The organism is Arthrobacter sp. FW306-2-2C-D06B (assembly GCF_021789175.1).
Taxonomy (GTDB): Bacteria; Actinomycetota; Actinomycetes; order Actinomycetales; family Micrococcaceae; genus Arthrobacter.
Map to the genome: position 1 here is coordinate 2,320,679 of NZ_CP084560.1, position 25,883 is coordinate 2,346,561.

General features: G+C 63.4%; 28 protein-coding genes and 1 pseudogene. 10 read left to right on the forward strand and 19 right to left on the reverse strand.

Annotated features, from left to right (window positions below; all coding sequences use genetic code 11):
* Nucleotides 1–39 precede the first annotated feature (39 nt).
* From LFT47_RS10850 to LFT47_RS10865, 4 genes are all read right to left on the reverse strand, one after another.
* Nucleotides 40–840, reverse strand: coding sequence for an enoyl-CoA hydratase-related protein (locus LFT47_RS10850; protein WP_442863467.1), 801 nt, complete (start codon nt 838–840; stop codon nt 40–42).
* An 8-nt stretch (nt 841–848) separates the two neighbouring features.
* Nucleotides 849–2,108 carry a CaiB/BaiF CoA transferase family protein gene (locus LFT47_RS10855; RefSeq protein WP_236810625.1) on the reverse strand — a complete coding sequence of 420 codons (1,260 nt, stop codon included), beginning with the start codon at nt 2,106–2,108 and terminating at the stop codon, nt 849–851.
* On the reverse strand, nt 2,105–3,487 hold the full coding sequence (locus LFT47_RS10860) for an FAD-dependent oxidoreductase (protein ID WP_236810627.1): 1,383 nt from the start codon (nt 3,485–3,487) through the stop codon (nt 2,105–2,107). The genes LFT47_RS10855 and LFT47_RS10860 overlap by 4 nt, the downstream gene beginning before the upstream one ends.
* Before the next feature lie 228 nt (nt 3,488–3,715).
* Nucleotides 3,716–4,324: a helix-turn-helix domain-containing protein gene (locus tag LFT47_RS10865; RefSeq protein WP_236810629.1), complete on the reverse strand. Its 609-nt coding sequence runs from the start codon at nt 4,322–4,324 to the stop codon at nt 3,716–3,718.
* 550 nt (nt 4,325–4,874) lie between these two features.
* On the opposite strand from LFT47_RS10865, the gene LFT47_RS10870 reads away from it, so the two are divergent.
* Both LFT47_RS10870 and LFT47_RS10875 read left to right on the forward strand, forming a co-directional pair.
* On the forward strand, nt 4,875–6,179 hold the full coding sequence (locus LFT47_RS10870; protein ID WP_236810630.1) for an MFS transporter: 1,305 nt from the start codon (nt 4,875–4,877) through the stop codon (nt 6,177–6,179).
* 4 nt (nt 6,180–6,183) lie between these two features.
* Entirely contained in the window at nt 6,184–6,636 is a 453-nt protein-coding gene (locus LFT47_RS10875; protein WP_236810632.1) for a hypothetical protein, read from the forward strand.
* Between the two features lie 69 nt (nt 6,637–6,705).
* On the opposite strand, the gene LFT47_RS10880 is transcribed toward LFT47_RS10875, so the two are convergent.
* Entirely contained in the window at nt 6,706–7,062 is a 357-nt protein-coding gene (locus tag LFT47_RS10880) for a YegP family protein (protein ID WP_236810634.1), read from the reverse strand.
* A 226-nt stretch (nt 7,063–7,288) separates the two neighbouring features.
* Here LFT47_RS10880 and LFT47_RS10885 point away from each other — a divergent pair, with 226 nt between their 5' ends.
* Together LFT47_RS10885 and LFT47_RS10890 are read left to right on the forward strand one after the other, a co-directional pair.
* Nucleotides 7,289–7,546 (forward strand): DUF6458 family protein, encoded by a 258-nt coding sequence (locus LFT47_RS10885; RefSeq protein WP_078107972.1) that lies wholly within the window; start codon nt 7,289–7,291, stop codon nt 7,544–7,546.
* Nucleotides 7,547–7,660: 114 nt separating this feature from the next.
* Entirely contained in the window at nt 7,661–7,999 is a 339-nt protein-coding gene (locus LFT47_RS10890; RefSeq protein WP_236810642.1) for a YciI family protein, read from the forward strand.
* A 24-nt stretch (nt 8,000–8,023) separates the two neighbouring features.
* Here the strand turns inward: LFT47_RS10890 and LFT47_RS10895 are convergent, their stop codons facing one another.
* Entirely contained in the window at nt 8,024–9,268 is a 1,245-nt protein-coding gene (locus LFT47_RS10895) for a serine/threonine-protein kinase (RefSeq protein WP_236810644.1), read from the reverse strand.
* Nucleotides 9,269–9,492: 224 nt separating this feature from the next.
* Between LFT47_RS10895 and ggt the strand changes: the two genes are divergently transcribed.
* Nucleotides 9,493–11,319, forward strand: coding sequence for a gamma-glutamyltransferase (gene ggt, locus LFT47_RS10900; RefSeq protein ID WP_236810646.1), 1,827 nt, complete (start codon nt 9,493–9,495; stop codon nt 11,317–11,319).
* A gap of 88 nt (nt 11,320–11,407) precedes the next feature.
* Nucleotides 11,408–12,430, forward strand: a complete 1,023-nt coding sequence (gene ligD, locus LFT47_RS10905) for a non-homologous end-joining DNA ligase (protein WP_236810648.1) — start codon at nt 11,408–11,410, stop codon at nt 12,428–12,430.
* Between the two features lie 139 nt (nt 12,431–12,569).
* Here ligD and LFT47_RS10910 read toward each other — a convergent pair whose 3' ends face one another.
* The 9 genes from LFT47_RS10910 to LFT47_RS10950 all read right to left on the reverse strand — a co-directional run bounded on the left by LFT47_RS10910 (nt 12,570) and on the right by LFT47_RS10950 (nt 18,759).
* Nucleotides 12,570–12,917: a YegP family protein gene (locus LFT47_RS10910; RefSeq protein WP_236810649.1), complete on the reverse strand. Its 348-nt coding sequence runs from the start codon at nt 12,915–12,917 to the stop codon at nt 12,570–12,572.
* A gap of 206 nt (nt 12,918–13,123) precedes the next feature.
* Nucleotides 13,124–13,372 carry a hypothetical protein gene (locus LFT47_RS10915; RefSeq protein WP_236810650.1) on the reverse strand — a complete coding sequence of 83 codons (249 nt, stop codon included), beginning with the start codon at nt 13,370–13,372 and terminating at the stop codon, nt 13,124–13,126.
* Nucleotides 13,373–13,553: 181 nt separating this feature from the next.
* Nucleotides 13,554–15,446 (reverse strand): transketolase, encoded by a 1,893-nt coding sequence (locus tag LFT47_RS10920; RefSeq protein WP_236810651.1) that lies wholly within the window; start codon nt 15,444–15,446, stop codon nt 13,554–13,556.
* A 52-nt stretch (nt 15,447–15,498) separates the two neighbouring features.
* Nucleotides 15,499–15,774, reverse strand: coding sequence for a hypothetical protein (locus LFT47_RS10925; RefSeq protein ID WP_236810654.1), 276 nt, complete (start codon nt 15,772–15,774; stop codon nt 15,499–15,501).
* 78 nt (nt 15,775–15,852) lie between these two features.
* The gene (locus LFT47_RS10930; protein ID WP_236810655.1) at nt 15,853–16,551 is read right to left on the reverse strand and encodes an SRPBCC family protein; all 699 of its coding nucleotides are present in this window, start codon (nt 16,549–16,551) and stop codon (nt 15,853–15,855) included.
* 56 nt (nt 16,552–16,607) lie between these two features.
* Nucleotides 16,608–16,886 carry a hypothetical protein gene (locus LFT47_RS10935; RefSeq protein WP_336885411.1) on the reverse strand — a complete coding sequence of 93 codons (279 nt, stop codon included), beginning with the start codon at nt 16,884–16,886 and terminating at the stop codon, nt 16,608–16,610.
* A gap of 58 nt (nt 16,887–16,944) precedes the next feature.
* Nucleotides 16,945–17,877, reverse strand: a complete 933-nt coding sequence (locus LFT47_RS10940) for an SDR family oxidoreductase (protein ID WP_236810657.1) — start codon at nt 17,875–17,877, stop codon at nt 16,945–16,947.
* A gap of 160 nt (nt 17,878–18,037) precedes the next feature.
* Nucleotides 18,038–18,580, reverse strand: a complete 543-nt coding sequence (locus LFT47_RS10945) for a DUF6328 family protein (protein ID WP_236810658.1) — start codon at nt 18,578–18,580, stop codon at nt 18,038–18,040.
* Complete coding sequence (locus LFT47_RS10950; RefSeq protein ID WP_236810659.1) at nt 18,556–18,759, reverse strand: hypothetical protein; 204 nt, start codon at nt 18,757–18,759, stop codon at nt 18,556–18,558. Before LFT47_RS10950 ends, LFT47_RS10945 begins: the two co-directional genes overlap by 25 nt.
* Before the next feature lie 77 nt (nt 18,760–18,836).
* Here LFT47_RS10950 and LFT47_RS10955 point away from each other — a divergent pair, with 77 nt between their 5' ends.
* The 4 genes from LFT47_RS10955 to LFT47_RS10970 all read left to right on the forward strand — a co-directional run bounded on the left by LFT47_RS10955 (nt 18,837) and on the right by LFT47_RS10970 (nt 22,179).
* Complete coding sequence (locus LFT47_RS10955) at nt 18,837–19,568, forward strand: DUF72 domain-containing protein (RefSeq protein WP_236810660.1); 732 nt, start codon at nt 18,837–18,839, stop codon at nt 19,566–19,568.
* A gap of 36 nt (nt 19,569–19,604) precedes the next feature.
* Nucleotides 19,605–20,585, forward strand: a complete 981-nt coding sequence (locus LFT47_RS10960; protein ID WP_236810662.1) for a cation diffusion facilitator family transporter — start codon at nt 19,605–19,607, stop codon at nt 20,583–20,585.
* Nucleotides 20,586–20,786: 201 nt separating this feature from the next.
* On the forward strand, nt 20,787–21,230 hold the full coding sequence (locus LFT47_RS10965) for a hypothetical protein (RefSeq protein ID WP_236810665.1): 444 nt from the start codon (nt 20,787–20,789) through the stop codon (nt 21,228–21,230).
* A 322-nt stretch (nt 21,231–21,552) separates the two neighbouring features.
* The gene (locus tag LFT47_RS10970; RefSeq protein ID WP_236810668.1) at nt 21,553–22,179 is read left to right on the forward strand and encodes a dienelactone hydrolase family protein; all 627 of its coding nucleotides are present in this window, start codon (nt 21,553–21,555) and stop codon (nt 22,177–22,179) included.
* Between the two features lie 7 nt (nt 22,180–22,186).
* Here LFT47_RS10970 and LFT47_RS10975 read toward each other — a convergent pair whose 3' ends face one another.
* The 4 genes and pseudogenes from LFT47_RS10975 to LFT47_RS10990 form a co-directional block, all read right to left on the reverse strand.
* On the reverse strand, nt 22,187–23,077 hold the full coding sequence (locus LFT47_RS10975; RefSeq protein WP_236810671.1) for a helix-turn-helix transcriptional regulator: 891 nt from the start codon (nt 23,075–23,077) through the stop codon (nt 22,187–22,189).
* 82 nt (nt 23,078–23,159) lie between these two features.
* Nucleotides 23,160–23,312, reverse strand: coding sequence for a hypothetical protein (locus tag LFT47_RS10980; protein WP_172465612.1), 153 nt, complete (start codon nt 23,310–23,312; stop codon nt 23,160–23,162).
* Nucleotides 23,313–23,401: 89 nt separating this feature from the next.
* Entirely contained in the window at nt 23,402–24,268 is an 867-nt protein-coding gene (locus tag LFT47_RS10985; protein WP_236810673.1) for a class II glutamine amidotransferase, read from the reverse strand.
* Between the two features lie 43 nt (nt 24,269–24,311).
* Nucleotides 24,312–25,713 (reverse strand): annotated as a pseudogene (locus LFT47_RS10990) (glutamate decarboxylase).
* Nucleotides 25,714–25,883: the final 170 nt, after the last annotated feature.

Here is a 25,883-nt window from a genome sequence, read left to right on the forward strand (position 1 = left end):
GTGCTGAAGTTCGGTGTCTTGCATCTGTTCGTGCTGCATTCAGCGGCCCGGCCACACTGGCGGGCGCTTCTCCTGGAAAGCGCGAACGCCTTCGGCGGAGTCTTCGCTGTCGAGGGCGGCCATGAGGGCCGGCAGCCTGAGGCCGCGGGCTTCCGCGGCGCTCAAGTGGCTGGTCCGGCTGACCATTTGCTTGACGGCCCGGACGGAACTGGGCGCGCAGGCGAGGATCTGGTCCAGCCAGCGCTGCACCGCGGCGTCGAGTTCCTCCGCGGGAACCACTTCGTTGACCAGGCCCATCGACTGCATCTCCGTAGCCTCGGCCTTCCGGCCGGTGAGGAGCATGCCCATCGCTTGCGTGTAGGGGACGCGGCGCACCAGCTGGTGGATGCCGCCGTCGAGCGCCAGGCGCCCGACCCGCGGTTCGGTGAGGCCGAAGCGGGCCGTGTCCGCGGCAACGACGATGTCGGCTCCGAGCACGATCTCCATGCCGCCGCCAAGCGCATAGCCGTTCACCCTGGCAATGACCGGAATGTCCAGGCTCGTGCGCAGGCTCAGTCCGCCGAAACCGTTGGGGTCAAGCTCCGCCCAGTACTGCAGGCCGGTCTTGTCCACGGCGGAGGCGGACATGTCCGCCCCGACGCAGAACGCCCGCGTGCCGGCCCCGGTGATGACGACGGCCCGCACGTCAGGATCGGTCTCGACCTGGTTCCAGATGTCATTGAGCCGGGCCTGTGCAGTCCCGTCCACCGCGTTGAGCACGTGCTGGCGGTCGATCACCACGGTGGCCACGTGGTTTTCAATGGTCAGCGTAACCTCGTCAACGATCTTCTTCTCTTCCATCGACACAGTCACCGGAGGACTCCCAACTTCTGCAGGCGTTCGATGGTTTCGGCGTCGAAGCCGTTCTCCAGCAGGACCTCCACGTTGTGCTCGCCGAGACGCGGCGCCACGCGCCGGATGGAAGGCGGGGTAGCAGACAATCGAATGGGGGCGTTGAGCATCTTCACGGTGCCGACGCCCGGGTGCTCGGCCTCGACGATCATGCCGTTGGCCTCGGTCTGTGCATCGGCCAACGCCTGTTCAAGGGTATGGACCGGCGCGTTGAGCAGGCCTTGGCTTTCCAGCTGGTTGGTCCAGTACTCGGTGGTGTTCGTGGCGATGCGCTCCCGGAAGATCGCCTGCAGGGCCGGCTTGTGCTTGAACTGCTGCTCCAGGGTGGCAAACTCCGGCCGCTGGGTAAGGTCTTCGTCCAGTCCCAGCGCTTCGGAAATCCGCGCGAGGGGGTCGGGGGTGAAACCGCCTACCATGCAGACGGCTCCGTCGGTGGTCTCAAAGACGCCGCTCAGCGGCATGGCGCCCCAATTGACTTCATAGCCGCGGTTGAGCTGCATGCATGCCTCCTGCATCTGCAAGTGCAGCATGGAGTCGTACATGGTCACCTCGACCTTTTGCCCGACGCCGGACGTCTCCCGGGTGCGCAATGCCAGCAGGATGCCCTGCATGAGGTGCATGCCCGTGATGTAGTCGCAGAGCGTCGTGGGGTAGATGGCCGGCTTCATGTCGTCCGACTCGCGCCGCCACATCACGCCTGAGTACGCCTGCGCGATCGCATCCTGGCCGCCCTTGTGGGAGTAGGGGCCCACCGGGCCGAAGCCCGTGCCGGAGGCCCAGATGATGCCCGGGTTCGCGGCCTTGAGTTCCTCGTAGCCGAAGCCCATCCGTTCCATGACGCCGGAGCGGAAGTTGCTGACGACGACGTCGGCGTCGGCCATGACCCGGCGCAGGACGGCCTTGCCCTCGTCGGTGCGCGTGTCCACGGAAACGCTGCGCTTGTTCCGGTTGATGGACAGGAAGATCGGGTTGTCCTGGCCGTCCTTGTCCGGGAACGAGTTGCGGGAGATGTCGCCGGCGCCCGGGCGTTCCACCTTGATGATGTCCGCGCCGTAGTCGCCCAGGAGCTGGGTGCAGGACGGTCCCATGAACACCTGGGTGAAGTCCACGATCTTGATGCCGTCGAGGGGGAGCGGGATCCCGTTGGGCTTGGCAGCGGCGGCGGGCGCCGCCGTCGTGGTTTCCTCAAACTCATCGAGAAGGGTCTCGGTGCTCATGCCCCCACCGCCGCTTCGCTGTCGACGGTAGCGTTCGACGACGGGACGTCGCCCGGGTCCGCACCGTGCCGGCGCATGCCCTGCTGGATGTCCAGCGCGGAAACCTCGCGGACGAGGGTGCCGTTTTCGACCGCCAATGCGGCGGCGACGCCGACTGCCTGGCCCATGGCCATGCAGGGCGGGATTTCGCGGGACATCTTCTGTGCTTCCGGGGTGGCCGAGTAGTGGCGCCCGGCGACGAGCAGTTGGTCTACTTCCTTGGGAAGCAGCGAGCGGTACGGGTAGTAGTAATCGCGGCCGCGGGCCACGGTGTCAGCGAAGTGGCGGCGGGAGGTGACGTCGTCCTTCGTCATGACGTATTCGCCCTCAAGCAGGCGGGTTTGCCGTACCCCCATCTGGGAGGCGACGTCGAGCATGTAGCAGTTCTCAAAGCCCGGCAGGTGGGCGCGGACGTACTCAACGGCCTCGGTGATCCGGTCCCGTGCGGCGAACTCGGCGGCGGTCATGTCCGCCGGGTCCACGCCGTCGTATCCGGTCATGTGGGGAGCGTTGCACCAGACGACGCCGTCGATCGGTGTCTTGAGCCACCACAGTTCCCAGGCGCCGCCGAGGAGGCGCTTGATGGTGCGGTTGATGGCGCGGGCTTCCTTTGGGTTGGCCTGCTCGAAAGCTTCTGCGGCGGCGGTGTCTACGTTGCCCAGGCGGAAAACAAGCGTGGTGAGGTAGCTGTCCTTGATGTGGCTGGCGCCGGCACGGGAGGCGACGTCGATGTCTCCGGTGGTGTCGATGACGATGTCCGCCATGAAGGCCTGCGGGCCGGACTTGGTCTCGCAAATGACGCCCTTGATGACGCCGTTGTCCACGATCGGGCGGGAGAACCACGAGTGCAGGCGGAGGTTGACGCCGGCTTCGCGGACGAGGTCGTTGGAGACCCGCTTCCAGCCGTCGGGGTCGAAGGCTGCGGCGTAGCAGATCGGCTTGGGGTTGGTGTGGGAGTGGAAGTCGAAGGTGCCGTAGCGGCCCCACTTGTTCCAGAGTTCCTCGGAGGTTTTGCGGTCATCGGCAGGCGGAACGATGGCCAGGCCGAGCTTCTGCAGCCGTTCGACGTACTCCGATACGATGCCGGTGACCGTGATTTCCTGGCCGTTGATCATGTCGTCGAGCACCAGGACCATGCCACCGGAAGCGAGTCCGCCGAGCGAGGAGTAGCGCTCGAGGAGCGTGACGGATGCGCCGGAACGTGCTGCGGTGACCGCGGCGGCCACGCCGGCGGGCCCACCGCCGACCACGAGGACAGCGGAGCGGGAGATGACGGGCGCGGTGAGATCCGCCGTCGTCGTACTGAGTTCCAGTGACGATGTGCTGGCAAAGGAGTTCATGGAGGAGGATCCTTACTTCCCGGCGGGCATGCCGTTGGAACGGTTGCCGGGGTGTAGACGAGGTGCCCGGGAGGAGTTCGCGGCGATGCACGCAGCGGACCAGGCCCGGGCGGAGGGCATGACGAGTAGCGGTCCCGCGGGACCTGGACACGGAAAGAGAGATGTTTGCGCACGGACGTCCAAGGGTCCGTGCGTGTGTGGGAGCAGGCGGCGGCTAGCGCCGGGTGATCACCACACGTGTGGGGCGTTGACCCATATTGCTACGCATACCTCTTCGTAGCTGTTTTTGTACCAGTGAGGCGTATCCGAGGAGAAAGTGATCGAATCGCCCGCCTCGAGCGTGTAGCACTGGCCGTCCAGGAAGATGTCTTTCCTTCCCGAGAGGATGATGCCGAATTCCTCGCCGCTGTGGCGGAAAGGAGTGGCACTGGTGTCGTGGCCTGGCGGGCTCACGATCCATTGGGCCTCCAACGCGCCGTTGAGGTCCGGGGTCAGGAGCTCGTAGACTGCCTCTCCCACGGACTTCTTGGTGACGCCTTTGAGGTTTCGCCGTTCGGCCTTGCGGACAACGGGCGATCTGGTTTCTTCCTGGCCGATGAAGAATTTCCCGACGGGAATGTCCAGGCCGTGAGCCAGCTGTGCCAAGGTAGTGAACGACGGATTGGCCAGCCCACGTTCGATCTGGCTGACGATCGCCGGGCTGAGACCCGTGATTTCCGAGAGTTTGGACAGGGTCATCCCCTTGTCCTTGCGCATCGTCCGGACCTTGTTGCCGACAGTTGCCAGAAGCGCGCTCGTGCCGGCCGGTGAGGATGCCGTGATGATCTCGTTGGTCATGATCCAGCTTTCTCTCGGTGAGCTGACTCACATAACTATAGTGAAAAATTTTAGCGAATCAATGGTTTGGTGAATTTTTCTTCTCCACTGGACCGAGTGGCACGCTCGCGGGTGCGGACTCTTCAGTACTGGCGGCGCCGCGAGGGCTATTTATCAAAAAGCATTGACCTGGTGAATATCTTCAATATAGTTAAGTGAGTCGCATCACGTTGGGACGTTTGTAACACGATCAGAGACGTGGGCGCTTCAGCCTTCTGGCGGAAGGCCCAGCCCAGCCCCGCGTCCACCCTCGTGTTTCCCATATTGATCCTGCGGCATCCAAGCAAGCCATCCACGTTCCCCTTACCGGGATGGATGTCCCCGTTTGCTTCAAAGCGCTACGAAGAGGCACGCGTAGCTATCTGGGCTAACTCACTTCCCATGAGGTGAGCTGGTTCGGCGCCGCCGAACCAAGCCAAAATGATAGTTTCGATCACCGTCCATACCCCCTGGATGTCAACGGTGGTCCGTACCCTCACGCACCGCGAAGGTGCGGAGGAAGGAAAGAATCATGACTGACACTGTCGTCAAGAATGGCCCGGAGAGCGCCCGGAAATCCCGGCTCTCTCCGGAAATCCGCCGTGGGCTGCTGGGCCTCGGACTCGGGAACACCCTTGAGTGGTACGACTGGATGGTCTTCGGACTCCTGTCGGCCTTCATCGGGCCAAAGTTCTTCCCCTCGCAGGATCCAACCGCCGCAACGCTTAACGCACTGGCGGTCTTCGCCGTCGGTTTCGCGTTCCGTCCGCTGGGCGGCGTCCTGCTCGGTACTTTCGCCGACAGAATCGGCCGTCGAAAAGTGATGCTCTGGTCCATCATGATGATGGCAGTCACCACGCTGATCATCGCCCTGTGCCCGACCTACCAGCAGATCGGCGGCGCTGCCGGCGTCATCCTCCTGGTCTGCCGCATCGTGCAGGGCATCTCCACCGGTGTTGAAGCTCCGCTTTCCACTGCACACGCCGTCGAACTGGTTCCCGTGGGACGCGAAGGATTCGTCGCAGGCATCATCTCCTTCTTCGTGAACTCGGGCATTCTCCTCGCCTCGCTGGTCAGCTACCTGTGCAGCCTGATGCTGAGCGGGGCCGTCATGGCCGACTGGGGTTGGCGTGTTCCGTTCATCGTGGGCGCGATCTTCGGCTTCGTCGTGGTCTACCTTCGCCGGACCCTTCCGGAAACCATGCGGCCCGAGGAGCTTGCGGAGAACTCCTCGAAAGCTGTCTGGGGCGGGGTGCGCAAGCATTGGCTGAGCGTGCTGGCCATTACCTTCGTCGTTGGAGCGGCGCAAGCCTACAACTACGCCTGGAACACGGGACTGCCCACCGCGGCCCGCAGCGGCTTCAAGGAAGATGCGACTGCCGTCTTCGCCCTCACCACCATTCTTGGCGTGGTGCTGGTTGTCGGTAGCCTGGTGGTCGGCAAATTCGCCGATGGCAAGTCGATTTCCAAATGGTTCCTGATCACCCGCGCACTGTCCATTCCTTCGGTCTTCCTCATGCTCATGTACGTTCGTCCGGGCATCGGCGGATTCGCCGCGGTCCTCCTCGGCGGTTCGGTTGTCCTGGTCCTGAACATGACCCTGTACAACGTCGTCACGAGTTCCCTGATGCCCAAGTCCTGCCGGGGCGCCGGAACTTCCCTCGGTTACGGAATCGGCGTCGCCATCTTCGGCGGCACGGCTTCCTACCTCCTGGTCTGGCTCCAGTCCATGAATGCATCGTGGATCTTCCCGGTTTACGTCGCCGTCCTGTCCGTGTTGAGCATTGTGTTCTACGTACTCGCCCGGCGGAAGAATGGCATCTTCATTGGAAGCTAGGAATGTGATCTCGTTCGACCTCAGCCAGTCCGATGTGGAGCTCTACACCGCGGCGCGTCAACTGCTCCTCACCGCCCACCACGGCGAAAACCATCGGGTGGCCGCGGCCATGCGGGGCGAGTCGGGAGCGATCTACCTGGGCCTTCACATCGGCTCGAAACGAATCAACGTGTGTGCGGAATCCAGCGCCCTCGCCAATGCCCGCATTGCCCAGGAAGCCTCCATCCGGTCATCCGTCGCAGTGAGCATGGACGAATACGGCGAACCCCAGGTCACAAATCCTTGCGGCGTTTGCCGGGAGCTGCTGCGGAACTATGGGGCCGAGGCAACTGTCCTGGTTGATGCCGGGGGAGAGGTTGGAAGCGTCGGCTTGGAGGAACTCCTGCCGTATCCCTGGATGCGGGCCACCGAGACCGAATGGACCACCCAACCGCCCGAAGCCATGAAGTCGTACTGACTGCAAGAAAAATGGCCGGGACTCATGAGTCCCGGCCATTTCTGCAGTTCGGCGCTATTTGACCAAGCGCTATTTGACCAGGTGCTTTTTGACCGGGTTCAGCCAACGCTTGGACATCAGCGCTTTGTGGGTGCGTCTACGGACGAGAGAGGTTCGGCCCAGCCAATTCCGGACGCGGGGCTGCCCCTCTTCGGCCGGGGAAGGGGAGGAGACTTCCGGCGCTGCCCCTGATGCGGCCGGCTGGCTCGGACACAGGTCCGTGATCAGTCCCATCCCCGCGCATGCGCGCACTTCGCGGATTCCCACCACTGCGGCGCGTTTGGTCTCAAAACCCTTCGAGACCGCCATGACGGTCCCGTCCGCTGCCTTCAGCCGGAACCTGTAGCGTTCCCGGGCATCGACAAACAGTTCAAACTTCCCAGCCATTCGCTGACCTCCCCAATAGACACATATGGTCGTCCTCTAATGGACCGTACCCGGCGGTCACCCAAAAAACAAAGCACCCTTAGTATTTTAGGTGAAATGCCGCCCGGATGCCGGATCCGCGGCGTGTGGTTGCCGGATGAGGTACTGACGTGTAACTTTGGCGATGCAAAGCAACCTTAGTAATACCCGCCACCGCCGGGTCCGCGGTTCAGCAGGAGGTACAGCAGTGGGAATCGGATCATCCATCTTCCTTATCGCGATAGGCGCCATCCTGGCCTTCGCCATCCCCGGAGATGTCGTGTCTTTCATCGACCTCCATATGGTCGGCTACATCCTCATGGTCGTCGGGGTCATCGGCTTGATCGTTTCCCTTTTCGTGTTCGGCCCGCGCCGGACCCGCCGAATCAGCGAAAGCCGTGCCACAGTCGATCCGGTCACGGGTGACCGCATCGTGACCCGGGACACCCGCGACGGCGGAATCTAGCAACAGCAGGAACAAAGGGGAGGGTCGGCGTGCCGACCCTCCCCTTTTCGATGCACCGGACGGTAGTCAAACGGGCCGTTGCCGTCCGGCCCGCCCGTGGGGGACCATCGAGGCATGACCAAATACCTCATCTCGTTCCCGAGCGAAGCCATGGTGCTCACCGAGGAGGAGTTCCCGATCGTCTCCGCCGAAGCCCACGCAGTGATCGAGGACGCGAAGAAAGCAGGCGTCTACGTCTTCGGCGGCGGGATCGACGAGGAAACCGATCCCGTGCTGGTTTCCGCCGACGGCTCTGTGAGCACCGATATCTATCCGGGCTCCGAACTCAAGGGCGGGTTCACCGTGCTGGAACTACCGACGCGCGGGGACGCGGTCGAGTGGGCGAGGAAGATCGCGGTGGCATGCCGTTGCCCGCAGGAGCTCCGCGAGTTCATGTACGACCCCCAGAGCTAGCTTTCGTCAGCTCAGCGCCGGTTCCTAACCGCCGTTTCCCTTGCCGTTGCCCTTGTGGCGTCCCGGTGCCGGTGCCACCGGAACAGGCGCAGCCGGCGTCGATGCCTCCTCAATGGTCGGTGAGGGCGTTGGCGTCGGGGCGCTGGGCGTGCTCGTTGCCGAGACGGACGGGTCCGGCGCGGCGGGAGCAGGCGGCTGGAAGGCGCTCAGGCCAACGATCACCAGGGCGGCGGTCAGAAGTGCGGCGCCGACAGCCCATGCCGATCTGCGCGCCCGGCTTACGGGCTTCCCCCGCCTCGCCGTCGCCTCGGGCCGCACCTGCATCCGGATGGTTGCCTTGGCGGTGCGGGGCGGGCGATCGGGCATGCGGGGAAGGGCCTGCGTGGCTCCGTTGGGGCCAGCGGGCGTCGCTGCTGGGACGCCGGAACTGAAGGCGCTCCGAAGTGCTTGCTCAACCTCTAGTGCGCCAGGCCGTGCAGAGGGTTCAGTCAATGTCATGGCGGTGAGGAGGTCAACCCAGCGCGTCCCCAAGGCCTCCGGTACACGGGGTGGGCGGTGGAGCCTCGCAACGGCCGACTCCACGCTGGTTCCCGGATATTCGAGCTTTCCGGTGAGGCATTCGAGGAGTAGAAGTCCGAGGGAGTAGATATCGCTTGACGGTCCGAGGACAGAGCCGGTGGCCTGTTCCGGGCTCAGGTATGCGGCGGTTCCCACCATCGTTCCTGTTGCCGTCAGGCGCGTTCCCTCGATGATGCGGGCGATCCCGAAGTCGGTGAGCTTGGGCCGGATGGCGGATCCTACGGGGGCGTCAGGCAGGAGGACATTCGCGGGTTTGATGTCGCGGTGAATGATCCCGCGCCCATGGACGTATTCCAAGGCCGACGCCAGATCCGCCCCTATGTGGGCTACGTCCTGGGGGGACAGCGGTCGGCCCCGCAATCTGGCATACAGGTCCGGACCGTGAATCAGTTCCATGGTGAGGAATGTCCGGGCATGCTCTTGGTCGCGCTGGTCGGTACCGGCGTCGAAGAGAGTGACGAGGGACGGATGGTTGAAAGTCGCCAGGAGCCGCATCTCGTTTTCATGCCGGGCAAGCTCGTCCGGCCCGCCGAGCTGGGGAGAAAAGAGCTTCAGCGCCACGTCGCGGCCTAGCCTCTCATCCTGCGCCCGGTACACCGACGCGGTCGCGCCGCGGCCGATCAAGGTTCCCAGCCTGTACCGACCAGCTACAAGGGCATCGCTATCTCCCGTGATGGGGCCACTCGGCACGGTTTCACCTCGCCTTCTTCGAACCGACAAATCCCGCGTCTTCATGGCAAACCGGTCCGGCCGAGGCTTCACGCGAGGGCCGGATGCGACTGACGCAAACCTCATCATACGGCCGGCCACAGCATTGCTCCCACGGCTGCCGGGTTGCCCGGACCGGTTGAGCGTCGGGTAGCCGGGGAGTAGGGTGGCCCCACCCACCTCGCACCACCATTTGAGGAGCGACCATGTCACATCGCAAACTCCGACTGGCCACCATGACGGCAGTACTCGCGCTGAGCGTGACGAGCGGCGCCGTCACAAACCCCGCCTTTGCCGATACGCGCCAGACTGAAAAGACCGCCACCGCCACCGGGTACGGCGGCGCGGTCAGCACCGTAGACCCTGAAGCATCCGCCGCCGCCATCGAGGTCCTCCGCAAGGGCGGCAACGCAGCAGACGCCGCCGTCGCCGCCGCCGCGACGCTGGGCGTGACCGAACCGTACAGTGCCGGAATCGGCGGTGGCGGCTACTTCGTGTTCTACAACGCGAAGACCGGCAAGATCAGCACCATCGACGGGCGCGAGACCGCCCCGGCGGCGATGCCGCACGACGCGTTCATCGATCCCGCCACGGGGAAGCCGTACAACTTCACGCCCGAGCTCGTCACGAGCGGGGTTTCCGTGGGCGTCCCCGGCACCGCGGCCACGTGGCAACGTGCGCTGGACCGCTGGGGCACCTTGAGCCTTGGCGACGCCCTGCAGCCTGCCATCAAGGTCGCGACCCGAGGCTTCGTCGTCGACCCGACTTTCCGTCAACAAACACTCGACAACAAGCTCCGCTTCGCCGCGTTCAGCTCCACGAGCAAGCTGTACCTACCGGGAGGCGACGCACCCGCCGTCGGCAGCATCTTCCAGAACCACGACCTCGCCGCAACATACCGGCTACTCGCGAAGGAGGGCACCAGCGCCTTCTACCGCGGTCCACTCGCCGCTGAGATCGCAGCAACGGTCCAGGCACCGCCGAAGACCGACACCACTAAGCTGCCCATCCCAGTGGGCCACATGACCCCGGCCGACCTCGCCGCGTACGAACCCCTGGACCAAGCGCCCACCCACGTCGACTACCGCGGCCTCGACGTCTACGGCATGGCGCCGTCGAGCAGCGGGGGTACCACGGTAGGCGAGGCGCTGAATATCCTGGACACCGTCAACCTTTCGGAGATGTCCAAGCCAGCTGCCCTGCACCACTACCTCGAGGCGAGCGCGCTCGCCTTCGCCGACCGTGGAAAGTACGTGGGCGACCCTGCGTTCGTCGACGTTCCCACTGCCGCGCTCACCGACCCGCTGTTCGGCAAGGAGCGCGCCTGCAAGATCGACCCGCTGCACGCGGCCACGAAGCCCGTCGCGCCGGGAGATGTGTCCACGTACGACGGCGTGTGCCCGGCTTCCGCGGCGGCCCCCGCCGACGAGAAGGACACCGAAAACATCTCGACGACCAACATGACAGTCGCCGACAAGTGGGGGAACGTGGTCGAATACACGCTCACCATCGAGCAAACCGGCGGATCAGGCATCGTGGTGCCGGGACGCGGGTTCCTGCTCAACAACGAGATGACCGATTTCTCTGCCGTTTACAGCGCGAGCGACCCCAACCGGATCGATCCCGGCAAGCGCCCACGCTCCTCGATGTCCCCGACCATCATCCTCAAGGATGGTAAGCCGTTCCTCGCTCTCGGCTCACCCGGCGGATCGACGATCATCACCACCGTGTTGCAGACCATCCTGAACAGGGTGGACCTGGGCATGAGCATTTCCGACGCGATCGCCGCCCCGCGTGCTTCACAGCGGAACACTGCCAAGGTCACGGCCGAGCCGGACTTCATCACGGCGTACGGGAGCCAACTGACACCGTATGGCCATCAGTTCACGCCATCTGGCGACGCTTTCACTTCGGCGGCGGAGATCGGTGCCGCAACCGCGATCGAGTTCAGGCCGAACGGGCGCATGATCGCCGCCGCCGAGCCGGTCAGACGCGGCGGCGGCTCGGCGATGGTGCTGAAACCGTCGCCGTGAGATGTGTATGCCTTTTGGCGGGAACCGCTCGTCCATTCGATCCGCTGTGGTGCTGACGCCCGGGGTAGCGCTGGGGTAACTTGTCCCCATGGCTACCGAAGCAACCACCCTCACCGTTGATGGACCGAACGGTCCCCGGGAGATGCGGATCTCCAGTCCCAGCCGGGTTCTCTGGCCGGAATTGGGCATCACCAAGCTCGATCTCGCGCGCTATATCGTTGATGTCGGGGAAGCATTCATAGCCGCGAACGGTGACCGGCCGGTCTCGCTGCAGCGCTTTTCGGACAACGTCGACGGAGAACAGTTCTTCTCCAAGAATCCGCCGAAAGGAACCCCAGACTTTGTCCGGTCGGTAAAAGTGATCTATCCGAGTGCGCGCTCGCATCCCCAATTGGTCCTCGACGAGCCAGCCGCGGCAGTGTGGGCCGTCCAGATGAACACGGTGGTCTTCCATCCGTGGCCGTCACGTGCCGGAAACACCGACAACCCCGACCAGTTGCGGATCGACCTGGACCCCCAGCCCGGAACAGATTTCGACGACGCGATTCCCGCCGCGCTTGAGCTGAAGAAGGTGCTTGCGGAGGCCGGCCTGACCACCTTCATCAAGACCTCAGGAAACCGGGGACTCCATGTCTACGCCCCGATCGAGCCTTCGCATGAGTTCTTGGACGTACGGCATGCCGTGATCGCGGCCGCCCGCGAGCTCGAGCGCCGGATGCCGGACAAGGTCACCACTGCCTGGTGGAAGGAAGAACGAGGCGAACGGGTATTCGTCGACTTCAACCAAGCCAACCGTGACCGGACCATAGCCGGCGCGTACAGCCCGCGGGCGCTCGCCCATGCCCCGGTCTCTTGTCCCATCACGTGGGACGAACTCGAGTCGGCGGACCCGAAGAACTTCACCATCCTCACCGTGCCCGGAAGGCTGAAAACGGTGGGGGACCCTTGGAGTGACATGAACTCCAAAGCAGGGAAAATCGACGTCCTGCTTCAATGGTGGGAACGGGACCTCGGCGCCGGGCTCGGGGAGCTGCCGTTCCCGCCCGACTACCCGAAGATGCCCGGAGAACCACCGCGTGTACAGCCAAGTCGAGCACGCAAGCAGGACTGACTGATGGGCCGCGAAGGTGGCCTCGGCAGACAATGAGTGGGAGAATAAGGGCTGGACCAAAACGGCCGGCGGCGCATCTTGCCTGCTGAGACCCAGGTGAGTCCCCCAGTGCGCCGTCGGTCCTGACGTTGCTGGCTTCTTACGCCGCGCCGGTCCATCTGGGCGCGGTTGCCGCGCGCCGGAGTTCTTTGGCGCGGGTGCGGAATCCGTCGGACGCTTGGCGCGGTTCGTCACATGCCTGGGAACCCGCATTGTGGAGGATAGCGCTCGGACGAACGGTCGCGGCCGGTTCGCGTACGCCTGCCGCCGGACAAAGGTCGGTGACTAGTCCCATGCCCGCACACTCCCGGGCAGCGGCGATTCCGGCGACAACCGAGGGCTTGTCCTCGAACGGCGTCGAAACCGCGATGACGAGTCCGTCGGGTGATTTGAGCCGGAACCTGAAAAAGGATTCCCCGTCAACAAACACTTCAAATATGCCGGCCACTGCTACCTCCCGGTCTGCGGATCCCGCTCAGTAGCGACTTCACTACCGGCGGGGACGGAGCATCACTGCATTCCTCGTCCGCTGCTCTGGTTGAACAACCACCGTGAATCGTTTTTCACGTGATATTCAGTCTGTGCTGACTGTGTTGAGGCTAACAAGACCGCGTGAGTAAACCCTGTGTAAAACGTGTGCAACCGCAGGGTGGGTCAGTTGCCGCTCGCCCGGTTCATCAGGTGCTCGAGCAGCGCTAGTTCCGGGAATCCGGGGTGCCGGGCAATGCTGGACCTGAGCTTTGCCCGGAGGCGCTCGCCGCTTGGTTCGGTTCCGCTGAGGACTTCGTCGATGATGTCCTGGGCTTGCCCACGCAAAGCCGCCAGGCTCCCACCGTCGTCGCCTGGAACCAGAACCGGTTCCGGCTCGACGAGCGGGTCTTCAGACTCCAAAGGTTCCGACACTGCCAGCTCCTCATATTTCATCCCGGCAAGTCCCAGCCACGTCGGGAATTCGCCCCCATCCACTCTAGATAGTAATGAGGGCGCCCGGATTGTTCATCGCTTGCGGATCAGCAGGATGAAAATGGCCTCGAAACGACAGTTTGTGACGCGGACCCCGCGGCGCCGTCGCGGTGTTGCGGCCTCAGTCCATGACGAGGTCGCGCGCGGCGGCAGCGATGTGGCGCGCGGAAATACCTGCGGCGTTGAGCAAGTCCTTGGGTTCGCCGGAACCCGGAAGTTCCCTTACCGCGAGCAGCGCCATATGCAGTTTGGGCGTGTTCGCACTCGCGAGCGCTTCGAGGACGGCCGAGCCGATGCCGCCTTGTGCGTAGTGGTCTTCTGCGACAACAATCCGGCCATCGGTTTCGAGGCACGTCCGGCGCAGGGTCTCGACGTCGATCGGCTTGATGGAGTAGAGGTCGATGACGCGCGCTTTGATTCCCGACTGGGCCAATTGCTCGGCGGCTGCGAGGCATTCGTGGAGGGTGACGCCTGCGCCGATGAGCGCCACTTGGTCGTCGGCGCTGGCTCCGTGGACCTTGCTTCCGCCAAGGGGGAACTGTTCGTCCGGCCCGTAAATCACGGGATAGGCTCCACGGGTGGCGCGCAGGTAGGAGATTCCGGGCGTGTCCGCCATGGCGCTCACGAGCTGCGCCGTGGACGGGGCGTCGGCCGGATACAGCACAGTGGAAGTATGCACTGCCCGCATGGCCGCAATGTCCTCCAGGGCCATTTGCGAAGGTCCATCTTGCCCGATTTCAACGCCGGCATGCGTGCCGACGAGCCTGATGTCCACTTCGGAGACACCCGCCATGCGGATGAAGTCGAATGGCCGCGAAACCAGGAAAGCCGCGAAACTTGAGGCGAAGGCCACGTAGCCACGCACCGAGAGGCCGATTGTGGCGGCGACGAGTTGCTGCTCGGCAATGAAGATTTCGAAGTACCGCTCAGGGGCCACCTCCTTGAAGTCACCGGCGTGCGTCGAATTCCCTACCTCGCCATCGAGGACCACCACTTCGGGTCGGACCGCAAGCGCGGAGACGGCGGCGCCAAAGGCGGCCCTGGTCGCCACTTTGTCGCCGACTTTCCACCGCGGCAGCGTGACCGCGGCTTCGGCGCCCGGCGTGATTGCCGGCGTGCCGGACTCCGGAGGAAGGGTGGTCACGTGGACACGGCTTGGCCCCCCAAGGGCCGCGATGGCTTTCTCGGCCATGTCCGCCGGGAGCGCTTTGCCGTGCCAGCCGTTCTGGTCTTCGATCTCAGGCACCCCTTTGCCCTTGATCGTCTTGGCGAGAATGACCGTGGGCCTGTCAGGATCGGTCCGGGCCCGGCTCAGGGCGTCGTCTATCTGGCCAAGGTCATGACCGTCGACGATGAGGGCCCGGGCCCCGAAAGCCTCAACCCGCCTGACGTAGGCATCCATGTCCCACTGAAGTTCGGTAGGGCCGTCCTGGCCAAGCCGGTTGACGTCCACGACGGCGGTGAGGTTCCCGAGCTTGTAGTAGGCCGCCTTGTCCAGCGCCTCCCAGATGGAGCCTTCAGCCAGTTCGCTGTCTCCGCACAACACCCAGGTATGGAAGGGCAGCTTGTCGAGGTACCGTCCTGCGAGGCTCACCCCGACGGCGACCGGCAACCCTTGTCCCAACGAGCCGGTCGCCACGTCTACCCAAGGGAGAACCGGGGTCGGGTGGCCCTGAAGCCGGGCACCGAACCGCCGATAGGTGGTTAACAGCTCATCTTCCTCGACCACGCCCACGGCCCGGTACATGGAGTACAGAAGCGGTGAAGCGTGCCCCTTCGAGAAAATGAGGTGGTCATTGTTCGGCAAGGCCGGATGTTCCCAGTCGTAGCGAAGGTGCCTGGTGAGGAGGACCGCCATGAGATCCGCGGCCGACAACGACGACGTGGGATGACCCGAGCCGGCAGCGGTGCTGCACCGGATGGAGTCCACACGCAATTGCGTCGCCAGGGCACGGATGGAATCCGCTTCTTCGGTTTCCATCAGTGCAGGCCACATTTCTGGATCGTTCGACATCTCGGTTGCCTTTCATACGCTCTGAGCGGGCGGCCTGCACTTCATGTCGGGCCTACAGGATCGTGAGGGGCGGCTCTCCCAAGGGGCGCGAGGGCGGGGAGGGAAGGTCCGGCCCCGGCCCGGGGACCGGGGAGGGGCCGGGCTCGGGCAGCGGAACGGGCTCGGGGGTTCCCGGGCGCGGACCGGGTTCGGGCTCCGGGCCAGGGGTCGGCACAGGCGTCGGCCCGGGCTCCGGCAACGGCACCGGCTCCGGTGTCGGGCTTGGCCCAGGTTCTCGGGTGGGGTCAGCGTTGGGGTCTCGCGTGGGGTCGGGAGGGAACTCGCTCATTGTTTGCTCCTCGAAACGTCAATGGAGTTTGGACGGACGTCCGTGGGGCCGGCCTGTTCGTGGCCGGCCCCACGGGGCTCAGCGGTCCGACGTACGCGGAGGGGTTTCGGTTTCTTCCGTGGTGTAGTCGCCTTCGACCCGCTCGGCGGGGAGATCCGTGACGCGCTCCGTACCGTAGTCGCCCTCGGTGTACTGGCCGACGCGAGTCGTGTCACCGCCGTCGGCCGCTTCCATGGCCGCAGGGGCCGTCAAGTCGGGATCGACGGCGGGCAGCTCCGAAGTGGCCTCCGCAGGGGAGGCTGCTGCCCCGGAGTCGTCGACATCGCCGGCGGCCACGGAGCCTCGCCAGCCGCCAGTCTCGTAGCCGCGCTCTTCGATGAATTTCTTGAACTTGTCGAGGTCGGCTGAAACCCGCATATCGTCGATGCCCACCAGCGAGCCCGCCTTTTCGGCAAGGCTCTCCGGCTCCCATTCGATCTCCACACTCACGCGGGTACGGTCCGCGCTCAGTGGCTCGAAGCTTACCGTCCCCGCGTTCCTTGGTCCGTCAATGCTGGCCCAGCTGACCAGTGAATCCGGGACCTGCTCAAGGATTTGGGCGTTGAAGTCGCGCTTGACGCCGCCCACGTTGGTGGAAAAATGCAGGGCAGTCTCGTCGATTTGTTCCACCGCTTCGACGCCCTTCATGAATTCCGGGAAAGACTCGAACTGGGTCCATTGGTTGTAAGCCACTGAAACGGGAACTTCTACGTCGATTGTTCGGTTGACGGTAGCCATGTTGGTGCTCCTTGCTTGCGCTTGTTCCTGCGGATGTTGGTGGTCTTCGTGGTGATCTAGCCGGCGTCGAATGTTTCGCCGTCGTCGTCTTTCGGGGACTTATCCCCGGGCAGTCCTGTCGCATCGCCCTTCGGTTCTGACGAGAAGGAACTCCCTGGCTTGCTTCCCTCGGAGTTCGAGTCATCCAGCTCGGCATCGGCCGATGGCACCGCGGTTGAACCGTTGCGCCCGTCCTGATCCGCCTCCTGGGCCCCGCGTCCTGCTGTTTCTTGTTCAGGCGTCGGAGTTCCGTAGCCTCCGGCTTCCTCTTCCTCGGCTGCGTGTTGCTTGTCCATGTCCATACCGTCCTTTCCGTGCTGGTTGACTTTTTGATGGAAAATCCAGGACCGGCTGCTAAAGGCCTTTTCCGCCAGTCACCGGGAGAACAGCTCCGGAGATGTACGAGCCCTCGTCCGAGGCAAGAAGCACATAAGCAGGAGCCAATTCCGCTGGCTGCCCAGCCCTGCCGAGCGGCGTGTCCTGTCCGAAGTCCGGGAGCTTGTCCGGCCACTCCGTCGCGGGAATCAGCGGTGTCCAAATGGGTCCGGGGGCCACGGCGTTGACCCTGATGCCCTTGGGTCCCAACTCTTGGGCCAGCGCCTTGGTGAAAGCCACTTGCGCTGCCTTGGTCATGGCGTAGTCGATAAGTTGGGGCGAAGGGTTGAATGCCTGGATGGATGCAGTGACGATGACCGATGCGCCGGGTTTGAGGTGGGGGATTGCCGCGCGGGCAGTCCACATCAAGGAGTACAAGTTGGTCTTGAAAACCCTGTCCATTTCTTCGGTCGGCAGGGTCTCGAGCCCTTCCCGGTTTTTTTGGTACCCGGCATTCAGGACCAGGGTGTCCAGCCGGCCGAATTCGGCTACGGTTCGTTCCACCGCGGACTGGCAGAACTCTTCCGAACGGCCGTCGCCCGGCATGGCCAAAGCCCTTGTACCGGCCTCTTGGATCCAGCCGGCGGTACTCCGGGCGTCTTCGGACTCTTCAGGTAGGTGCGTGAACGCGACGTCGGCACCTTCGCGGGCGAAGGCGATGCCAACAGCTGCCCCGATCCCGGAGTCGCCTCCCGTGATGAGGGTTGCCCTGCCCGTCAAGCGGCCATGGCCGGTGTAGGAGAGTTCGCCGTGATCCGGCACGGGATCCATGGGCGCCGTCAGGCCCGGCTGCTTCTGTTCCTGCTGTGGAAAGGATCCTGTGTGATAACCCGAACGGGGATCTCTCGGTGGAAAAAGCCGGGCACTACGTGGTTGTTCCGCTTGGCTTTGCTGCGGTTCTGACTGGTACATGTTCACCTTCTTCGTCGGTCTTTCGACGCTTGCGTGAGCCTGCTACCTCATCGAACCTAGTAGCCCGGGCGGCACCTTGTCCATGGATTCCGAGAAATTGATCAGTAAACTTACTATGTTGATCGAAAGGACTACAATAGCTCGGTTTTTGTGCTGCGACTTAGGGTTCCGACTCTGCTTTTCTACGCCTGGGAGACCAGGAAAGCAGGGGATACAGCAGCACGAGGGCGGCGAGGGCGACAAGAATGCCGCCGCCGGCTGCGAGGCCTACCTCGGGTCCCACGGCCACGCTGAAGATCAGTCCGGCACATCCCGCGATCAGCAGGGATACACATGCGACGACCGCCTTGACGATCACATCCCCTGCAGCCACCAGCCGATACTTGACGTGATGCTGGAAGAGCCGCCGATGCAGGCTGACCGGAACCAGCATGAGGCCGGTTGTCATAGTCGCCAGGACGACCAACAGGAGAAACCACCACTTTTGCATCTCGGTCAGGGTGCCGAATCGCTGCTGGAACGGAAGGGTGAGCAGGAAGCCGCCGATAATTTGGACGCCTGTTTGAAGGACGCGCATCTCTTGGAGCAGTTCATTCCAGTTGCGGTCCATCCGCTGGTCCTCGGACTCGTGCCTGGTGTCGGCAGCCTGCCGCGGGAGTGGAGGGTCTTCCGGTCCGGTCACGACGGCCGCGGCAGTTCGCAACCTGCCACAGGGTTCAGGCCCATGTAGTTCAGGGGACCGGCAACAATATTCAGGCTGATTGTTGCCACCTGGGAACACTGCGCGGGAACTGCGCTGAAGTAGCCACGTTGTCCGGCGGCTACCGCTCCAATGATGAGCCAGATCACCACGAGCAGCCCGAAAATCGACCCGAATCGCATGGCCCTCGACCAACCTCTCTTCAATCCCGGATATCATCAGCTTACTTATTAAGTGACGTCGACCATAGGCTGGGCACATGGGAACCCACGTTGGAACGTCGGGGTGGAGTTACGAGCACTGGGAGCACGTGCTCTATCCCGCCGGCACTCCCGCGCGCAACCGGCTCGGTTACTACATGCAACAATTCGAGACCGTCGAACTCAACGCGAGTTTCTATCGGTGGCCGCGTGATCCATCGTTCGCAAGCTGGCGACGCCGGCTACCTGAAGGCTTCGTGTTCTCGGTTAAAGCGCCCCGCGGGCTCACCCACGCAAAGCGCCTTTATGCCCCTGAAGCCTGGATTGGCAGGATCACTTCGGCGTGGCATGAACTCGGAGCCAGGCGTGGGGTCATGCTGGTCCAGTTGCCGCCGGGAATGGAGCGCGACGACGGCCGGCTGGCGTATTTCCTTGACCTCCTTCCCGAGTGGATGAAAGTCGCCGTCGAATTCCGCCATCACAGTTGGCATGACGAGGCTGTCTACGAGCTGCTTGAAAGGCACCAAACGGCCTACTGCATCATGAGCGGAGCGGAGCTCCCGTGCGTCCTGAGGGCCACGGCGGCGTTTGTCTACATCAGGATGCATGGGCCGGATCACCATCACCTTTACGGAGGTTCATACTCCGATCAGGACCTGCGCTGGTGGGCGGACCGCATTGCGGAATGGGAGGCCGCGGGCAAGGAGGTCTTCGTCTATTTCAACAACGACGGCGGCGGAAACGCGGTCCGTAACGCCCGCACCCTCGGTTCCTTCCTCGCCAAGCAGTAGGCGTGGCCCCGACGGTTGTTGGGTACGGTAGGTTCCATGGTTGAAACCAAGAAGGTCAGGATGCCACCCTCATCCCTTATGACCGTGATCTTGGCTTTTGCGGCAAATATTCTCGTCGCCGCGGCAAAAACTGTCGCCGCCATACTTACCGGCTCCGCGTCGATGATCGCCGAGTCCGCGCACTCCTGGGCCGATACCGGAAACCAGGTCTTCCTGCTGGTGGCTGAGAGGAGATCCTCGAAAGAGCGGGACGTGGCCCATCCGATGGGCTACGGCAGGGAAGCGTACGTGTGGTCGATGTTTGCCGCCTTCGGCTTGTTCACCGCAGGGGCTGTTGTGTCCGTGATGCACGGTGTCCAACAGCTTTTCGCGCCGGAACCAGCCGGTGATTTCGGGGTCGCCTATGTCGTCTTGGCGATATCCTTCGTGCTTGAAGGGGCCTCGTTCATCCAAGCGTTCCGGCAGGCCCGCACGTCGGCAAGGCAACTTGAACGTCGCACCTTGGAGCAAGTGCTCAAAAGCTCGGACCCCACCATGCGCGCCGTCTTCGCGGAGGACAGTGCCGCACTGATAGGCCTGCTCATTGCCTTCTTGGGGATCTTCCTGCACCAGTTCACCGGATCTCCGCTCCCAGATGCCCTCGGATCCATCTTTGTCGGCATCCTTCTCGGTGTCATCGCGGTGGTGCTGATAGATCGCAATCGTCGCTTCCTCGTCGGTCAGGGCGTTACACCGGAACTCGAGAAGTCGATGGCGATCAGGGTCATGGAACACCCGGAAATCGATCGCCTGACGTATCTGCACCTGGAGTTTGTTGGGCCGCGCAAGCTGTACCTCGTGGCGGCCGTGGATATCACGGGTGACCTTCGGGAGCATGAAGTAGCCATTGCTTTGCGCCGTGTGGAACGGGAACTGGAGGACGAGGAGACCGTCGAGGAGGCGGTGCTGACCCTCGCTACGCCCGACGAACCTTCGCTGTCCTTTGGCGTTCGGCCACAGTCGCCGGCCGTTGAGTAAACCAGCGCGCGGCGACCCGCTGGAACCTCTGGGGAAAACAAGTACAAGCTACTCGTGCCATGTTTCACGCAAAGTTGTTGACTCAAGGAACCAGCATCCGCGCGCTGTCGGCGGACGGCGATCCGAGCTGGCCAACGTCAGGATCGGCCGAACGATAGAACCTGCGCACCGGAAGCACAGTCAATTTCGAGGGGAGTTGCAATGGACGGGCAAGTATGGATTTGGATCGTAGTGGCGATTGTGATCATCGCGGTGATCGTCGCCGTCGTCGCTTATGGGCGCCGCGCGAAGGACGCAGCCAACCGCAAGCGCGCCGCGGACCTCCGCGAGAAAGCCCGTGCCGACGCCCTCGGAGCGCATGAGCGCAGCGCTGAGGCCGCCCGAGCGGCGGCTGACGCCGCCCGCGCCGAGAGCGAAGCGGAACGCTTGCATCAGGAGGCCACCGACAAGCAGAAGGCGGCCGAACGGGCCAACGAAGTCTCGCAGGACAGGCTACGACGCGCGGAAGAGTTGGACCCCGACGCGGGCGACCGCTCGGACACGAACGGTGAGGGACGCCGTCGGGACAGGGACGACGACGGCACCCGGCGGGAGCGCGACGACGACCAAGGCAACGAGGAGGGGCGGAGAGGTCCAAGATCGTAGGCTATGGCGTAACGGCAGCAGGTCATGGGGGGGAGCCCGCGTAGTGGAATCAGCACGGTCCAAGGTCCTTTCGCTTATTGGCCTGGACGCCATTCGGTCATATGTCGCGGCGAGAGTTGTTCGCGGCTCGGCTCTGCGCCAGGGAGATGTCCTACGCGAGCGGATCGAGCTTTGGACGGATGCAGGCGATATGGTCCCTTGTCTATTCCTTACGCCAATCGATGGGGGTCATCAGGTGGGTGCCGTGGTGGCGGTCCATCAACACGCCGGAAACTATTCCTTGGGAAAGAGCGAGCTTGCCGGGCTTGAAGGTGATCCGCAAATGGCTTTCGCCGTCGAATTGGCCGAGTCTGGCGTTCCGGCGCTCGTCCCGGACCTCCTAGGATTCGAAGAGCGGCAGCGTGACGCCATTGACCCCCAGCTGGCTGAAAGCCGCGATGCGCAGGATCTGCTCGATGGCGGGTCAACGCTGCAGGGCATCCACACACGGGATATTGCCATGGCCACTTCGTGGCTCGAGGCTTGCGATGAGGTGCAAGGGCCTCTGGGGATTGTCGGTCATTCGCTGGGCGGCCAGGTGGGGCTTTTCAATCTCGCCTGCGATCCACGGCTGCGGGCCGGCGTTCTTAGTTGCGGGATCGGGACGCTTGAGTCCTTCGAACGTGAGGGCATTTCCCATAACCCGGCCTGGTTTGTGCCCAATCTTCGCAAAGCGGGTGACGCGCATCTGGTGGCCCAAGCCATCGAAGACCAGCGTGTATTGATCGTCGCCGGACAGCAAGATCCACTGTTTCCGTTTCAGGACGTCCAGGGCCTCGTCAATTCCTTCAGGGAAGGCGTCGCGGATTTCGTTCCTTTCGAAGGCGGGCACGCCTTTCCGTCCGTTCAGAGAAGACACGCCGTTTCATGGTTGAAGTCCCGCCTGGCCGCAGCCCGATCAACGCCTTAGGTTGCCGTCACACTCCACCTGCAGTGGGTGCGGCTTGAGGTTGTTCTGCCAGTTCCTGCGTGGCGGCCCAGCTCGCGAGGAGTCGCAGGGCATCTGCTGAGGGGGAACCAGGTTCTGCAGGGTAGATAAACAGGGAGAGGCCGGTGTCCGCTGACAACTCCATCGCTTCGAACAGCAACCGGAGTTCGCCCACCACAGGGTGATGGAAATGCTTGAAGCCGCTGTAGTGGCGGCGCACGTTGTGTGCTGCCCAGCGAGTGCGGAATTCATCGCTGCGGGTGGAAAGCTCTCCTACGAGGTCGCTCAGTCCGCGGTCGAAGGGATCGCGGCCGGCCTCGGTGCGCAAGATGGCCACCATGTTGTTGGCAGCGAGCTCCCAATCCGGGAAGAACCTCCGGGCCCGCTCCTCATCCAGGAAAATGAAGCGCGCGTAGTTGGCCGGCCGGACCGGGTCGACGTACATCTCCGAATGCAATGCGCGGCCGAGCCTGTTGGCGGCGAGGATGTCCATGCGTGCGTTGCGGACAAACGCCGGCGCGTCAGTGATGGCGTCGAGGGCAAACTGGACGCTCGGCCGCAGATTTTGCGGCGCAGATCGACGCTGCCTCTTGCTTGTTCCTGCGGCCCGGGCCAGATCGAACAGATGTGCACGCTCAGCTTCGTCGAGGTGCAACGCCCTGGCCAATGCTTCCAGGACGCTTTCAGACACTCCCGCAAGGTTTCCCCGTTCGAGGCGGGTGTAATACTCAACGCTTACCCCGGCCAGGGTTGCGACTTCTCCGCGACGGAGTCCGGGTACGCGCCGGTTTCCCCCCGACGTCGGCAGCCCCGCCTGTTCGGGGGTGATCTTCGCTCGCCGGGAAGCAAGGAATTCGCGGGCGTCGTTCCGGTTGTCCATGCGATCAACGATAGTGACGTTTGAGCGCTTTGAGGGAGTCCCTACCAGTACCTCTATCAGCCGGAGTTTCCCCGGCGTCCTGCTAGAAAATGTGGAAATCGCCGGCGTCGGCGTTCGCGGACGGGTACACCACAGGTTCCCGCCCCAGCTCAAGCAGGACGTCGTTGATGCTCATTTGTCCGTCGAGTTGGACGGCCGGGACGAAGGCGGTTTCGGATTCGACTTCAGCGGTCATGGATCGATCTTATGCGCGGCGGGGCCCACGGACACGATGAACACGCGGCCATAAGCCCAAGACGCCGGACGCTGTTTTGTGTTCGAGGATCACGGCTTCTGGGATGCTGCCGCGGAGGGGGAGAGGTCGGATAGCGTGAGCGGATGTGTCGGAGCCTCCGGGAAGGAGTGGCTGATGGTCACGCCTAGATCCGGATTGATGTGCACCAACGCACCGCCGGGCAGCGCTCTCCACTCCGGATTGTCATCCATCGGTTCAGTGGCGATGAGGACGTGTCCGGAATGGGCCAAGTCCTTGCTGTGGGCGCGGATGCGGGAGCTCCGCGCGTCCAGGGGAGCCGCCTCCTCGGAACGGGCGGCCAACCGTTCCAGAATGTGCAGTTCATGCGTGTCCGGATACCTGACCGCCCAAACGTCGCTCGCCGTCGTCAGGATCAGGTTCAAGCTGAACACTGGGAGCTCCTTCGCGATCCAGCTGATCGCTTGGGTGATACCTTCGCCGACGTCGCCATCTGCGCGCCTGCTCTCCGCGGTGATCAATGCGAAGAGGCGTTCACTGTCTGTCTGGCCCTTGACCAGATCCGAAACCCCGAACTCCGCCAGCCGTTGATCGAGCCGTTCCAGATCGCCGAAAGCCCCGTTGTGGGCGAACAACCTCCCGTCCTGCTCGAACGGATGCGTGTTGACCATGGTGTGCGCGCCAGTGCTGGCATACCGCACATGGGCCAGGAACGTCGTGCTTTTCAGCACCCGCGCCTCACGCGCGAAGGCGTGATCCTCCCATGCGGCAAGCGGCTGCTTGGCGACATGGGCCTTACCGTCACTGTCGAAGGTGCCTATGCCGGCGCCGTCGGGCTCGCGCCGGCTCTGGTCAGAGAGACTGTCCGGAGCGTCCAAGAGCCAGAAAGTGGCGCGGACTGCCTGCGAACCGGCATGCAAGCCGAAAAGTCGGCACATGGCACACGTCCTTCCTTGAAGCGCCTGGCGTTGAAGGCGCTGGCTAGTGGTGGAACGCCTGGGTTTGCCCGCCGGCCGGCATCGGTGAGGTGAGGCCGTCCAAGTAGGCCACTTCCTTCTTGAGATCGGCCAGGAAACTGGATGCGAGGTCTCGTGTGAACCCGTTGCGGACAACGATCCGCTGGACCGTGATCTCGCTCAATCCGTCCGGCATGGGGTATGCGGGGACGAGCCATCCATTCATCCGCAGCCGTTCGGACAAGTGGTGAAGGTTCCAGTTCTCCGTGTAGCCGTCGGTGAGCTGCCAAGCGAAGACCGGAATGTCCGATCCGTCGCTCCACAAAGTAAATGGCTCCATCGCCCCTATCTCACTCGATAGATAGAGCGCCACATCCCGGGAGGTTGCCTGAACGGATTTGTATCCCTCGTATCCGAGCCGGAGGAACAGGTAGTACTGAAGCAGCACTTGGGCGCCGGGCCGCGAGAAGTTGAGGGCGAAGCTCGGCATGTTCCCTCCGAGGTAGCTGACATGGAAGATCAGGTCCTCGGGGAGCGCTTGCTCGTCCCGCCAAATGATCCAGCCAAGGCCGGGATAGACCAAGCCGTACTTGTGGCCGGACGTGTTGATCGAGGCAACCCTCGGCAGACGGAAGTCCCAGACAGTCTCCCTCTGCAGGAAGGGCGCAACCATCGCTCCGGAGGCGCCGTCGACGTGGATCGGAACATCAAAGCCGTGCTTATCCTGGATCTCGTCCAGCGCGGCCGAAATTTTTTCCACGGGTTCATAGACCCCCGTATAGGTCACTCCCATGATGGCTATAACGCCAATGGTGTTCTCGTCCACGTACTTGTCCAGCTCGTAGCCGTCCAGCATTTGGTGTTCCTTCGACACCGGAACGTACCTGGCCTCCACGTCCCAGTAGTTGCAGAACTTCTCCCAGCAGACCTGCACTGCCGAACTGAGGACCAGGTTGGGTTTGTCGGTGGAAAAACCGGCCGCCCGCCGCGCATGCTGCCAGCGACGCTTCAAGGCCAGGCCGCCCAGCATGCATGCCTCGGAAGAACCGATCGTGGAGGTCCCAACGGACTTGGCGGGATCGGGGGCGTTCCACAAGTCGGCGAGCATCCGCCAGCAGCGGGTCTCGATCAAAGCCGTCTGGGGGGTATTCGTCCTTGTCGATCATGTTCTTGTCGAACGTTTCTGCATACAGCTTTGACGCTTCCGGTTCCATCCACGTTCCAACGAACGTTGCCAGGTTCAAGCGGGAGTTGCCGTCCAGCATGGCTTCGTCGTGGACAACCTGATAGGCAGTCGAAGGAAGGGACTCACCGTCGGGCATGGTGAACCGTGGAAAAATACTGGATTCTCCTGGTCGGCTGAACACCGGGTTCAGCTCAACAGCAGTGTCGGGTTCATGGGCTGATGTTCGGTGTGACCTACTGATGGTTCGCTCCTTTGACTCGCCGCTGCGACGGCCGTTGCTGTGGCATGGGCCGCCAAGGCCCCACGCTACCGTGGGCGGCCGCCGTGCCCAAGCCCCGGCGAAGCCGCGCCGCCTGAGTGGGCGCCACCGACCATTCCTGCTCCGCCATGGTGCCAAAGTGGCTCCTGGTG